At 66.4% G+C, this 13,326-nt stretch carries 11 protein-coding genes; 7 read left to right on the top strand and 4 right to left on the bottom strand.

What is annotated here, in order from left to right:
• Window positions 1-46: 46 nt before the first annotated feature.
• Window positions 47-886 (top strand): hypothetical protein, encoded by an 840-nt coding sequence (locus C1933_RS10310; protein ID WP_159093970.1) that lies wholly within the window; start codon window positions 47-49, stop codon window positions 884-886.
• Window positions 867-1,400 carry a hypothetical protein gene (locus tag C1933_RS20095; RefSeq protein ID WP_159093969.1) on the top strand — a complete coding sequence of 178 codons (534 nt, stop codon included), beginning with the start codon at window positions 867-869 and terminating at the stop codon, window positions 1,398-1,400. Before C1933_RS10310 ends, C1933_RS20095 begins: the two co-directional genes overlap by 20 nt.
• A gap of 40 nt (window positions 1,401-1,440) precedes the next feature.
• On the opposite strand, the gene C1933_RS10305 is transcribed toward C1933_RS20095, so the two are convergent.
• The 3 genes from C1933_RS10305 to C1933_RS10295 are packed head-to-tail and all read right to left on the bottom strand — an operon-like array spanning window position 1,441 to window position 5,279.
• Entirely contained in the window at window positions 1,441-2,760 is a 1,320-nt protein-coding gene (locus tag C1933_RS10305) for a cytochrome c (protein WP_108753169.1), read from the bottom strand.
• Window positions 2,761-2,770: 10 nt separating this feature from the next.
• Window positions 2,771-4,546, bottom strand: coding sequence for a GMC family oxidoreductase (locus C1933_RS10300; protein ID WP_108753168.1), 1,776 nt, complete (start codon window positions 4,544-4,546; stop codon window positions 2,771-2,773).
• A gap of 4 nt (window positions 4,547-4,550) precedes the next feature.
• On the bottom strand, window positions 4,551-5,279 hold the full coding sequence (locus C1933_RS10295) for a gluconate 2-dehydrogenase subunit 3 family protein (protein ID WP_108753167.1): 729 nt from the start codon (window positions 5,277-5,279) through the stop codon (window positions 4,551-4,553).
• A gap of 188 nt (window positions 5,280-5,467) precedes the next feature.
• Between C1933_RS10295 and C1933_RS10290 the strand changes: the two genes are divergently transcribed.
• Window positions 5,468-6,382 (top strand): LysR family transcriptional regulator, encoded by a 915-nt coding sequence (locus C1933_RS10290; protein WP_108753166.1) that lies wholly within the window; start codon window positions 5,468-5,470, stop codon window positions 6,380-6,382.
• On the opposite strand, the gene C1933_RS10285 is transcribed toward C1933_RS10290, so the two are convergent.
• Window positions 6,379-7,314 carry a GAF domain-containing protein gene (locus C1933_RS10285; protein ID WP_108753165.1) on the bottom strand — a complete coding sequence of 312 codons (936 nt, stop codon included), beginning with the start codon at window positions 7,312-7,314 and terminating at the stop codon, window positions 6,379-6,381. The genes C1933_RS10290 and C1933_RS10285 overlap by 4 nt on opposite strands.
• 224 nt (window positions 7,315-7,538) lie before the next feature.
• On the opposite strand from C1933_RS10285, the gene C1933_RS10280 reads away from it, so the two are divergent.
• The 4 genes from C1933_RS10280 (at window position 7,539) to C1933_RS10265 (ending at window position 13,313) form a co-directional block, all read left to right on the top strand.
• On the top strand, window positions 7,539-8,330 hold the full coding sequence (locus C1933_RS10280) for a DUF4198 domain-containing protein (RefSeq protein ID WP_108753164.1): 792 nt from the start codon (window positions 7,539-7,541) through the stop codon (window positions 8,328-8,330).
• 30 nt (window positions 8,331-8,360) lie between these two features.
• Window positions 8,361-9,266 (top strand): EF-hand domain-containing protein, encoded by a 906-nt coding sequence (locus tag C1933_RS10275; RefSeq protein ID WP_108753163.1) that lies wholly within the window; start codon window positions 8,361-8,363, stop codon window positions 9,264-9,266.
• 69 nt (window positions 9,267-9,335) lie between these two features.
• Window positions 9,336-10,796 (top strand): DUF2271 domain-containing protein, encoded by a 1,461-nt coding sequence (locus C1933_RS10270; protein ID WP_108753162.1) that lies wholly within the window; start codon window positions 9,336-9,338, stop codon window positions 10,794-10,796.
• A gap of 147 nt (window positions 10,797-10,943) precedes the next feature.
• Window positions 10,944-13,313, top strand: a complete 2,370-nt coding sequence (locus tag C1933_RS10265; RefSeq protein WP_108753161.1) for a TonB-dependent hemoglobin/transferrin/lactoferrin family receptor — start codon at window positions 10,944-10,946, stop codon at window positions 13,311-13,313.
• Window positions 13,314-13,326 lie beyond the last annotated feature (13 nt).

Below are 13,326 nucleotides of genomic sequence, written 5' to 3'. Positions count from 1 at the left end.
TCCAGAGAAACGTATGACTCAAAGAAATAAATTCCTGTTCATATCTGTGTCGATCATCGTACTTGCAGCGACCGCGTGGTACAGCCTGTCCTCCGCGCCAGATCGCGAGAACCACGCTGAACGCTCCTCGATACCGGCGAGCGGCAACGAGACCGCCTCGATGCAGCGCACATCTGCAATGTCTCGACCTGCCGACAGCTCGGCGCCGGGCGATCCGGCCAACAGAGACCTTCGAATCCGGCAGCTGCCTGGCAGGGCGTTTGCCGTCACGGATTTTGGTCGGGTTCCCAGCGGAACAGTGGACCAGGTTATCGCAGGGCTTACCCCGCAGGCCTTGGCAGGCGATGCGACGGCATCGTATGGAATTTTCCTGAAGCTCAACGAGTGCCAGAACATCAATCGACGCGCATCCAGAGGCAGCGCGGTGCAGGCCAGTCCCGATGTGGTGTCTGCATGCCTGGATCTTTCGGCGGAAAACGAGATCAGCGCCAGTCGTTGGCTGACGCTTGCGGCAGAGCAGGGGAACATGGGTGCACGCCTTCTCTATGCCGCCGATTCCGAGTCAGCGCTCGGCGGGCCTGCCGCTTTGCTTCGCGATCCCGATCGCACCAAGGAGTACAAACAGAAAGCCACCGGCTACCTGCAGGACATGGTCGCCCAGGGAAGCGTGGATGCGCTGCTGCAACTGGGCAATGCCTACCACGCAGGCGTGCTGCTCGACGAAGATCTCGTCACAAGCAGGGCCTACTTCGAGGCGGCACGTCTTGCTGACCCTTCGGTGGTTCCGGTCCAGCAGATCAATACTCTGGACAAAGCGCTAAGTGCGCAACAGCTCTCCATAGCCCGACGAAAAGGAAGTCAAATCCATGATGCATGCTGTCGCTAGAAAACCATTTGCAATGTCGCGACGAAAGGCAATATTGATCCTGATACTAGCGGCAGGATTGATATTCGGCGTAAGCACGTTTGCATTCGAGCGCGGGCCATACTTCTGCACTGATTGCGCCGTCGCGTCGCCGGTGCCGGATGCCAGAACCCTGGAGGTTCTCAAGGACTCACGCGCACCCGTGGACTACGTACCGCTCTTTGCATGGGCAACCGGAACCATCTATCAGATCTGCAACCCGACACACTGCACCGTCTATCACGAGAATTTCGAATCCAACTGGGTAGGTGAAGGCCAGACCCCGCGTGAGGGGGTGCTGCCAGAACCTATTGATGAAGGCGGTAGCGGTGGCGGAGGTCAAGCAGGCGGCGGAGTGCCGATTGGCGGTGGCTGTTATGGCAACTGTGGCGGCGGTGGCCTCGTGACCGTCGGCCCATATCAACCCTGCCAGCAGGGCGCGGAGAGCAAGGGAGAACTCTGCATCGGCGAGGATGGGAGAGTGCGACCCGATTGACAGGGACAGGGCCGAGCACACGCTCGGCCCTGCACCCACGCTACGGTGCTTCCTGTCGCAGCTTCTTCGCCTGCGCCGCATTCACCGCGCTCGCCTGGTTGCCGAAGTCCTGGCGGATGAAGGTCGCCAACTGCGCGATCTCTTCATCGCTCAGCCGATCGGCGAACCCGGGCATGCCCAGGTTGGACGGCCGCTGCGCAGTGGAAGGCAACGCGCTGCCATGCAGCAGCAGGCGCACCAGAGTGGTAGGATCATCGGCCAGCACCGTGGGGTTGCCGGCGATGGCCGGGAACACGTTGGTGTAGCCCTTGGCATCGGTGCGATGGCAGGCGGCGCAGTTGTCCACGTACAGTTCGGCACCGCGGCTGTCATTCACCCCGGCCTGCAGTTTGCGCGCAGTGGCATCGTCCTGGGCGTATGCGGACGGATCGTTTGCGCTGGCCGGCAAGCTTTTCAGATAGACCGCCATGGCCTGCAGGTCGGCGTCGGTCAGGTGCTGGGTGCTGTGCACCACCACGTCGGCCATCGGCGAACCCACCACCGCGCTGTGTGCATTGCGTGCGGTGCGCAGCGTATCGACGATGTCCTGCGCGCTCCAGCGGCCCAGGCCATCGGCGCTGTTGCCGCGCAGGTTCACCGCATTCCAGCCATCGATGATCTGTCCGCCGGCCAGGTACGCACTGCCCGATTCATCCAGTGCTTGTTCCTGCAGCGCCAGCCCGCGCGGGGTGTGGCAACTGCCACAGTGGCCCAGGCCCTGCACCAGGTACGCGCCACGCGCCAGTTCGGCGCTGCCATAGCGGCTGGGGTCGAAGGCCACCGCATCCGCATCGGGGGCGAAGGTCTTGCGCCAGATCGCCAACGGCCAGCGCATCGACAACGGCCACGGAATGTCGGCGGCCTGGTTGGCCTCCTTCACCGGGGCGATGTCACCGTGCAGGAAATAGGCATGCAGCGCCCGCACATCGTCATCGGTCAGGCGTGCATAGGACGGGTAGGGCATGGCCGGGTACAGCGTGCGGCCATCGGGGGTGATGCCGTGGCGCACGGCCCGGTCGAAATCATCCAGCGAATAGCCGCCAATACCGGTGTCGCGGTCCGGGGTGATGTTGGTGCTGTAGATGTTGCCCAACGGCGAGGCCACCGCCAGGCCACCGGCAAACGGCTTGCCGCCGGGCCGGGTATGGCAGGCGGTGCAGTCGCCAGCCGCAGCCAGGTAGCGGCCACGTTCGATCAGCGCGGCATCGGCCGCCGGCGCATCGCCCAGTACCCGCGTGCGGGTCGGCACGAAGGCGTAGGCCAGGGCCAGCAACAGCAGCACCAGGGCAAGCACCACGATCCACAGGAGAAGCTTCTTCATGGGCGTCTCCTCAGGCCTGTACCAGCGGGCCCGGATCGGGCAGGTACTTTTCGCGGATGGCCGTGGCCGCCCAGTACGCCAGCCCGCCGACCAGCCCGGTGGGGTTGTAGCCGTTGTTCTGCGGGAACGCGTTGGCGCCGATCACGAATACATTCGGCACGTCCCAGCTCTGCAGGTAGCGGTTCAGTGCGGAGGTCTTCGGGTCGGCGCCCATGATCGCGCCACCGCAGGTGTGGGTGCTCTGGTACTTGGTGATGTTGTAGTGCTCGCCGTCCTTCTTGGCATCACCGCTCATGGAAAGCGGATTCAGCACGCGGCTCATCTCCATGGCCTTGCCGACGAAGAACTGCGAGGCCTTGATCTCGTTGGGGTGCCAATCGAAGGTCATGCGCAGCAGGGGCCGGCCGAAGCTGTCGGTGTAGTTCGGGTCCAGGCTGAGGTAGTGCTGGCGGTAGGCCATGCACGCGCCCTGTACTTCATAATAGAAGTTGTGGCGGAAGTTGTCCGCGGCCGCCTTCTTCCATGCCGCGCCCCAGCTGGGCGTGCCCGATGGCACGTTGATGCCGCGCACCGGGCCGGCGCCGGGCTGGCGCGCCCAGACCAGGCCACCGCCTACGAATCCGGCCTTGGCGTTATCCAGCTGATTGCCGTTCAGATCGTCCATGGTGGTGCCCGCACCGCCAATGCCGATGAAGCCGTTGGCCTGCACGCTCTTGTCGAAGAACAGCACCACCCGGTTGAGGTTCTGGTAGGAGTAGTTGCGCCCCACCGTGCCGGTGTTCGATTCGGGGTCGTAGGGCGTACCGATGCCGGACAGCAGCATCAGATGCACGTTGTAGAGCTGGAAGGCGCACAGCAGCACCAGGTCGGCCGGCTGCTGCACCTCGCGGCCCTGGGCATCCAGGTAGGTCACGCCGGTGGCCTGCTTGCCGGTGCTGTCCAGGTCCACCTTCAGCACCTGCGAATGGGTGCGCAGTTCGAACTTCGGGCGCTGCCGCAGCACCGGCAGGATGCAGGCGTTGGGGCTGGCCTTGGAATAGTTCAGGCAACCGTAATCGCTGCAGAAGCCGCAGGCATTGCACGGGCCCAGCTGGCAGCCGTAGGGGTTCACATACGGGCCCGAGGCATTCGACGCCGGAATCGGATAGGGGTGCCAGCCCATTTCCTTGGCCGCCTTGTAGAACAGTTCGCCGCCCAGGTAATTGGGGTTGGGGCCCAGCGGATATTCGGCCGAGCGCGACCCTTCGAACGGGTTGCCGCCGGCCTGCACCACGCCATTGATCACACCGGCCTTGCCAGAGGTGCCGCAGACCAGCTCGAACATGTGCAGGTGCGGTTCCAGTTCGGCGTAGCTCAGCGGGAAATCCTGGATGGTCATGTCATCGGGAATGAAGCGCTTGCCGTAGCGTTCTTCCACGTTGGTGCGCAGCTTCATGTCTTCCGGCAGCGGGCGGAAATGCGCGCCCGACCAGTGGCTGCCCGCACCGCCCACGCCGGTGCCGGGCTTGAACGAGCCCATCTGCCGGTAGGGCACGGCGGTGTCGGCCGGGGTGTGGCGAATCGTGACGGTTTCCTGCGCCAGGCTCTGCAGATAGCGACGGTGCACCGAACCTTCAAGCTCGTCCACCACGTTGGGGTAGGCGAAATCAGGTTGGGTATCGCGGTCGCCGCCGCGTTCCAGCGCGACCACGTGCAGGCCGGCGTCGGTCAGTTCCTTGGCCAGGATCGCCCCGGTCCAGCCCATGCCGACGATCACGGCGTCTACTTTCGGTTTCGTGATGGCCATGCGCTCAGCCCCTCCGCCCGGCCAGATCCACTGGCGGCAGCGGGTAGGCCTTGTCGCGCACCCCGATCCAGTCCAGGTAGTCGGCACGCATGCCGGGGTAGCCGATCATCTTCCACGCGGCCATGCCTTTGTTCGCCCCGTACTTGGGGTCGGCAAAGTAGCCATTCTTCACTTCACCCAGCAGGTTGGAGAAGAACAGCTTGCTGGAAATGGCGTCCAGCTCCAGCTTGCCGCCCTCGGCGGCCTTCAGCAGGGTTTCCTGCTGGGCGTGGTCCAGCTGGGCGAAGGTCTTGCCCTGGAACTGTTCACGGCAGTGCGCATCGACGGCGCCAATACCCACCCGCACGATGTCGCGCAGCGGCAGCTTGCCCTGGTAGCCGAATTCGCTGGGCGCTTCCAGGAACGGGCCCTGCATGTACCAGATGGCGCCGGCGGCGTAGGGCGTCTGCATGTGCCGGTCAAGGAACTCGGGCACCCCCGATTCCACCGCGCCGGGGCCGGTCTCGTCGGCGGGAATCAGCCGATCGCAGGCCGCGACGATGAAGGCCCATTCGGCGGCGTTGAAGAATTCGGGGCGGTAGTCGGCGGCATCAGCGGCGGGTGCCTGCGCGTCTGCCGCCGGCGTGCCGGGCGCACAGGCGGGCAGTGCGGCGGCCACGGGAATCAGGGTCAGGCCCTGGAAAAAGCGGCGGCGGCTCAGCGCCGGCGCCGTCGGTTCGGCGTCATCGTTCATGGGGGTGGCTACCTGTGGGGTGGCTGGTGCACAGCTTCGCGCGCGTCCTGTCGCGGTGGCGTGCTCGACATCGGGCCCGGCGCCGACCGCTCCCCGGCCGACATGGATCGATCCATTGTGTTGCTGCGTGATGCTTTCCGGAATGGCAATATGGGAAAGGTGCTGTTGCCTGAAAGGAAAGAATCGCGATGATCGAAGACCTGGGAGAGCTGCGCACCTTCGATCGCATCGTGCATGGGGGCAGCTTGTCGGCCGCCGCACGTGACCTGGGTGTGTCGCTGGCAGTGGTCAGCAAGCGGCTGTCTGCGCTGGAGCGGCGGTTGCAGGTGCGCCTGCTCAACCGCAGCACGCGCCGGGTCTCGCTGACCGACGAAGGCAGCCTGTTCCACCAGCATTGCCGCCAGGTGCTGCAGGCAGTGGAAGCGGCCGAAGCGGCGCTGGCGCAGCGTCAGGACCTGGTGGCCGGCGTGCTGCGGGTGACCGCCCCGAATGGTTTCGGGCGGCGGCACGTGGTGCCGGCGGTGCGGCGGTTCCAGATGGCACACCCCGGCGTGCGCGTGCATCTGTCGCTGCGCGACGAGATCGTGGATCTGGTGGGCGAGGGCATCGAGCTGGCCCTGCGCTACGGCACGCTGGACGATTCGCGCCTGGTCGCCCGGCAACTGGCGCCGAACCGGCGGGTGCTGTGCGCTTCGCCGGATTACCTGCAACGGCGCGGCATGCCGCGCAGCATTGCCGATCTGCAGCAGCACGACTGCATTGCCTCGGGCAGCCCGCCGGTCAGCCACTGGCGCTTCGGCCAGGGCGATGCCGCGCTGGCCCTGCCGCTGCAGGCCAGCACGCTGTGCGACGACGGTGAGGCGGCGCATCTGATGGCGCTGCAGGGCGCCGGCATTGCCCGCAAGTCGATCTGGGACGTGGCCGAAGACCTGCAGGCCGGGCGCCTGGTGGAAGTGCTGCCCGACCATGCCCTGGCCACCTCGCCGTTGAGCGCGGTGCATGGTTCGGGCAAGCAGCTGGCACCGCGCGTGCGCGTGTTCCTGGACCACCTGCTGCAGCACCTGCGCAGCACGGTGGCTTGGCGCTACGCCAACGCCGATTAGCCGCGCGCGTCCTTGGCGTTGGCCAGCGCCTGGTCGGCGCGCACGAACACCGCGGTGGTGTTCTCGTCGCGGGTGCCGGTGGCCGCGCCCAGCAGCAACGGGCGACCCAGTCGGGCGGCGGCTTCATCGGCCACACCCTGCAGCGCATGCAGGGTGGCATCGGCCTGGTCGGACCCCAGCACGGCAATGAACTCGCCACTGCCGGTGACCCGGTTGATGCTGTCGCCACGCTCGGCCTGCAGGCACCGTTCCAGCGCCGCATCCAGCTGCTGCAACTGGCGGTCCAGGCCGCGCTCGCCCAGCTGTTCGGCCAGCGCGGTCAGATCCTGCAGCTCCAGGATCACGATGGTGTAGGGCGTGCCCGCCGCAGCGGTGTCAGTGCCGATGGGTTCGGCGGCGACCGTCTGTTCCAGCAGGGCCACCACTTCCTGTTCGCGCTCGCGGCTGCGCGCTTCCATCAGGGTCATGGTCAGCCGGGCCAGCGCCTGCAGGGCGTCACGCTGTAAAGGTGTGAGCGAGCGCGGTGCCAGATCCAGCACGCACACCGTGCCAATGGCCGCGCCGCTGCCGGTCACCAGCGGCATGCCCGCGTAGAAGCGTGCGCCGATCTCCTTCAGCACCGGGTTGTCGGCAAAGCGCGCGTCCTGGCTCAGATCACCGACTTCCAGCAGTTGGCTGGGCTCGCGGATTGCATGGTCGCAGACCGCTACATCGCGGTCGGTCTGGCTGCCGTCCAGGCCGGTGCGGGCCTTGAACCACTGGCGGTCGCGATCAATCAGGGTGACCAGGGCCATCGGCGTGCCGCATACGGCGGCGGCCACTTTCACGATGTCATCGTAGGCCGGCTCGGGCAGGCTGCCGACAATGTGCAGGGCATCGAGCGCACGCTGGCGTTCGATTTCGTCCGTGGACGGGGTGAACCGCTCGGTCATGGTGTTCCTGTAACTACCGGGGTCGGCCCATGCTAGAGCACCTGCGTTCGCGCGCCGTCAACGGCCATGCGCGCTCGAGCTGATACGCAACGATGCGCACCGAATGCAAGCGACGCACTTCACGTATTGATAACGATTCACATTTGCCATACGATGCCGTCCGCCAGCCCCGGACGTCCGTCTCGCCAGCGCCCACGCTCACTGACGAGACAGTTCCCATGAAGATGCGTTCCCTCGCCGCGTTCGCGGCGTTTGGACTGGCGTTTATCCAGCCCGTTCTTGCCCACACGCCGTACCTGTCGCCCAGCACCTATGCGCCGCGTGCGGGGCAGACGGTGGCGCTGGACGCCTCGTTCGCCGAAGTCTTCTTCGTGCCCGAAACCGCGTTCGACGATAGCCAGTTCAGCGTAACCGGCCCGGACGGCAGGACCGCCGCGCTGCCTGCGCAGGTGATGAAGACCCGCACCGTGGCCGAGTACACGCTGCCGGCCGGCACGGGCACCTACCGCCTGAGCACCGGCCAACGCCTGGGCGCACTGTTCCGCACGTGGGAAATCAATGGCAAGCGCGAAAGCTCGCGCGATCCGGCGGTGAAGATTCCGGCCGGGGCCAAGGTGATTTCCGATTTCCAGTCGCGCACGCTTGCCGAGACGTATGTGACGGCCGGCAACCCCGACCGCGCGGCGCTGGCGCCGCACAACCAGGGCATCGAGCTGGTGCCGGTCACCCATCCCAACGATCTGTACGTGGGCGAGGCGTTCGAGTTCATCGCCCAGTACGACGGCGCGCCGCTGGCCAACCAGAAGATCGAGATCACCGAGGCGGTCTGGAGCAGTGACCGCACACCGCAGGTGGTGACCGTCACCACCGACACCAAGGGCCATGGAAGGTTCCCGCTGACATCCGCCGGCACATGGATTGCGCTGACCCGCCACCGCACGGCCGCGCCGGCCGGGGCCGCGGTGGCCGAGTACAGCAACAGCTACACGCTCAGCTTCCGCGTGCTGAACCCCTGATCCCTTCCATCGTTCGTTCCTGAGGTCACCATGAAGATCACCCTGCTTGCCAGTGCGTGCGCCTGCACGCTGCTGCTGTCGTCCGCTGTCCACGCCCAGACCGCACCGCGCCCGCTGGTGGGCGGCCACGGCAACAATGTCACCGCGTTCATCGCCGAACATGATGACAACGCCGACGGCAAGGTCACCTGGGCCGAGTTCGAGGCGTTCCGCCGCGCCCGTTTCGATGCCACCGACAGCAACAAGAACGGCACGGTGGATGAAGACGAGTACGTGGCCGAGTTCGACCAGCGCATGACTGCCGAGATCGAAAGCGAACGTGCCGGTCAGGTGGAACAGACGCGTGCCCGCTTCGCCGCACTGGACACCGACAAGGACGGCAGCGTGTCGCGCGCCGAGTTCGACGCCGCCGGTGAAAAGACCTGGCAGGGTGGGCAGAAGGCGCTGGCCAGCCGTGGCAAGGACAAGGCCGCGCCGGCCGCTGGTGGCACCGAAGCCCGCACGGCGGCCGGTGCGCAGCGCTTCGACAACCGCCGCAGCCGCTTGAACATGCCCACCAGCCACACCGCCGAAGGCTTCCTGGAGCTGTACGACGGCAATGGCGATGGCACGGTGGACAAGGCCGAGTTCGACAAGGCCCGCGACGAGCAGTTCGCGCGCACCGATCGCAATGGCGACGGCCGCCTTTCGCTGGATGAATACCTGGGCGAGTTTGAAGAGCGCCTGGACCGCCGCGCCGCCTCCCTTACCCAGGGCGATGATCGCCAGGTGCACGTGCGATTCGGTGTGCTTGATGCCGACAAGAGCGGCGAAATGACCTTCGCCGAGTACCAGGTGTCGGGCAAGCGGCTGTTCGACACCGCCGATCGCAACAAGGATGGCGTGGTCGATGCGACCGATGCGGCACTGCCGCCGCCGGCTGCGCCGCGCCGCTGAACCCTGTGCGGGGCCCGTTGCGGCGGGCCCCGTTGTTGCGGATTTCCGCGCACTCCCGAGTTGCTTCCCATGTTCCGTCGTACCTTCCGCCTGCTGCTGGCCCTGGCCGCGAGCTGGCTTGCCGTGCCCGCGGCCGTGGCCGCACCGCAGATCTTCCATCGCGACGATGTGCTGGGCACCTCGCTGGATATCAGCGTGGACGCCAGCGAGGCGCCTGCGCAGGCCGCGTTGCAGGCCGTGCTGGCCGAGACCGCGCGCCTTGACGGCGTGCTCAGCCGCTGGCGTGATGACAGCGAGTTGACCCGTTTCAACACGCACAGCGGTCCGCAGACGGTGTCGCCCGATCTGCGTGCGGTGCTGCAGCTGTGCGAACAGTGGCGGCAGCGCAGCGAGGGTATCTTCAGCTGCCGGCTGGGCCGGGTGGCCGAACGCTGGCGCCAGGCCGCATCCAGCGGCGTGCTGCCGCCGCGCGATGAACTGCGTGCATTGGCGTCGGCCGCGGCACAGGCCGAGTTTGAGCCGGCGCGCAGCGGCGCGCTGACCCGCCCCGAGGCGGTGGTGTTCGATGTGGACGGCGTAGCCAAGGGCTACATCCTGGACCGGGCGCTCGACGTGGCGCGCAAGGCCGCACCGGCAGCACGTGCCATCAAGATCGATATCGGTGGCGATGCGCGCTACTGGCAGGCGGCTGGCGAAACCGCGCCGTGGCAGGTTGGGGTGGCCGATGCGCGCCGCCCGCGTGACAACGGCACCCCGCTGGCCACACTGGCCCTGCGTGACGGCGCCATTGCCGGCAGCGGCCATGCCACGCGCGGCTACATGGTGGGCCGGCGCCACTACAGCCATATCCTGGATCCATTCTCGGGCTGGCCCATGCAGTTCGCGCCCGCCGCGACCGTGGTGGCGCCCGATGCCGCCAGTGCCGATGTGCTGGCCACCGCGCTGTCGGTCATGCCGATCCGCGATGGGCTGGCCCTGGCCGATGCACTGCCGGACGTCGCCGCATTTGTGTTGAGTGATACCGGCATTCCGTTCGTGTCGCAGCGCTGGCCGGCATTGCTTGCTGACGCACCACCGCGCGCGGCGAACGAGGAGCGGCTGATGGTGGACTACCAGATTCCACAGATCGCAGCCCAGCGCTATTTCGCGCCCTATCTGGCGCTGTGGGTGACCACGGTCGACGGCACGCCGGTGCGCCAGTTGCTGGTGCTGGGCACGCGCTCGCGTTACCTGCAGTCGCTGCCACAGTGGTGGCGGCGCTATGGCCGCGACGATCTGCCCGCCATCCAGGGCATCGCGCGGCCCACCCGATTGCCGGGCCAGTACTCGCTGGCCTGGGATGGGCGCGACGACCGTGGCCAGACCGTCGCCGATGGCGCGTATCTGCTGCAGGTCGAGGCCGCGCGCCAGGCCGGTGGGCATGAGTTTCTGTCATTGCCGTTCACGCTGAAACAGGGCAGGGCGGTGGACAGCCAGCGCCGTGGCCAGAGCGAAATCGGCACGCTCAGTCTGCATCTGACCGGGCGCTAGCGCCGGTCCTGCTTCACCCCGAACTGTCAGTACCTCTTCCCAGCAACGCACGCAACGCCATCGCGATGGCGCCCCGCAGCCAGGAAACCACCGCCGCTCCAACCGGAGCGACGGAACGCCCCTTTCCACCCCTCTGCGGAGTCATCCATGCACCTTTCACCCTCCCTGCTTGCGCTGGCGGTAGCCACCAGCCTCTCACTTCCCGTTGTTTCCCGTGCGGCCGCTGCCGATGCGGACAGCACCCTGGATACCATCCAGGTCACTGAAACCCGCAAGAAATCCGACAACCAGAACGTCACCACGCTTTCGGCCAAGACCCTGCAGCAGCAGGGTGCGCAGAGCATGGAAGACGCCATCCGCTACGTGCCCGGCGTGGAGATGGTCGACCTGGGTCGTGCCGGCTTCAATGGCTTCAATATCCGTGGCCTGGAATCGGACCGCGTGGCCATCACCCTGGACGGCCTCAGCTTCCCGCAAAGCATGGACCCGGGCACCTACCAGCCCTATGAATTCTTCCGTTCCGGTCGCGGCAGCGTCGACCTGGAAGCGGTGAAGAGCGTCGAAATCATCAAGGGTGCCGATGCGATCACCGCCGGCAGCGGCGCGCTCAGTGGTGCGGTCATGTTCACCACCAAGGACCCGGCCGACTTCCTGAAGGCCAGCGGCAACGACAGCTTTGGTTCGGTGAAGTACGGCTACACCGGCTCCAGCGATGAGAACATGGGTTCGCTGACCCTCGCCAACCGCACCGGCCGTTTCGAATCGCTGCTGGTGTACACCAAGCGCGATGGCCATGAAACCGAATCGTGGTACGACACCACCCGCGCCCAGCTGGGCCCGGACCGCCGCACGCCGGACCCGGTGGACCGCGAGAGCGACAACCTGCTGGCCAAGGTCAACTTCCTGGCCACCGACACGCAGACGCTGGGCATCGTCTACGAGCGCGCCCGCGCTACCAATGACGTGGACAACTGGACCCGCAGCGATGGCGTGGGTTCGTACTACTTCCGCAGCGCCGAAGACCGCAGCGACCGCGACCGTTACGGCCTGAAGTACACCTGGCGCGCCAACAATGCGCTGTTCGACAGCCTGGAAGCCACTGCCGACCACCAGAAGAACTACATCCAGGGCCAGACCAACGTGCTGGTGGCCAACGGCACGGCGGCCACCTATGGCACGCGCTGCTCGGTGGCGGCACCCTGTGCGCGCCAAGAAGACCGCTGGGATACGCAGAAGCGCAACCGCGTGGCGCTGGATTTCGACAAGAGCATCGAAGCCGGCGGCGTGCGCCATGACCTGGTGTACGGCGCAGCGTGGCAGCAGGCCAAGATCCACTGGAACTCGGTGGATTCGCGCTGGGGCAACGATGGGTCGCTGTTCACCCGCGATACCGACCCGTCGCTGTGGCCGGACACCAAGGAAACCGACCTGACCGCCTACGTGCGCGACCGCGTGCGCCTGCTGGATGATCGCCTGAGCCTGACCGGTGGCCTGCGCTACGACAGCTACAAGTACACCCCGGAAACCTCGGCCGGTGGCAATGGTGACTCCGGTTATGTCGATGACGGCGGCAGCGTGGGCACCTCGAAGTTCGCCGCGCCGACCTGGAACCTGGGCGCCGAGTTCAAGTTCACCGATACCCAGTCGCTGTGGACCCAGGTGGGTCGTGGCTTCCGCGCGCCCGGCGTGAACGACATGTACGGCACCTCGTCCACGACCGAAGTCACGCGTGTTTCCGACGGCGCCACGGTCACCGTGCCCGACGGCAAGAGCAACCCGGACCTGGACGCCGAGCGCAGCCTGAACCTGGAACTGGGCTGGCGCTACCAGAGTGATCGCCTGCGCCTGGGCGTGTCGCTGTTCCGTGACAAGTACAGCAACTTCATCGACACCGCCCAGTTCGTCGGCGATGCCGGCACCCAGTACAGCACCACCGTGCGCGGAGTCACCACGGTCACCAATGGCTACACCTACACCATGCCGATCAACCGCGGCGAAGTGGTGGTGAAGGGCGTGGAGGCCGAGGGCCTGTGGTTGCTGGCCGACGACTGGCTGGCGCGCGTGGCCTATTCGTACAACGAAGGCACCGACAATGACGGCCGTCCGCTGGCCAGCATCATTCCGGCCAAGGCCGTGGCCGGGCTGACCTACAACGCCCCGTCGCGGCGCTGGAGCGTGACCGCCAATGTCACCCACCAGGACCGCAAGGACCCGTCCGATTACGGCCTGAGCGTGACCAACGCCAGCTACGGCGCCGAAGTGCTGCCGGTGTATGCCTACAAGGCGCGTGAATACACCCTGCTGGATGTGTTCGGCAGTTACAGCATCACCCCGCGCATCCACCTGACCGCCGGCGTGTACAACGTGTTCAACAAGGAATACTACCTGTGGAACCGCGTGCGCACCGCCGGTGGCGGCACCGCCATCTTCCAGGGCGCCACCAGCTACGAAGGTATCGGCCGCTGGTCGCAGCCGGGCCGTAACGTGCGCTTCACCCTCAGCTACGACTTCCTGTAAGCCGGGCAGGGGT

Origin of the sequence: Stenotrophomonas sp. ZAC14D2_NAIMI4_6 (assembly GCF_003086875.1) — a bacterium.
In the GTDB taxonomy this organism is placed as follows: domain Bacteria; phylum Pseudomonadota; class Gammaproteobacteria; order Xanthomonadales; family Xanthomonadaceae; genus Stenotrophomonas.
The sequence above is the reverse complement of the archived record's forward strand: the minus strand, read 5'-3'. Positions and strand labels throughout refer to the sequence as shown.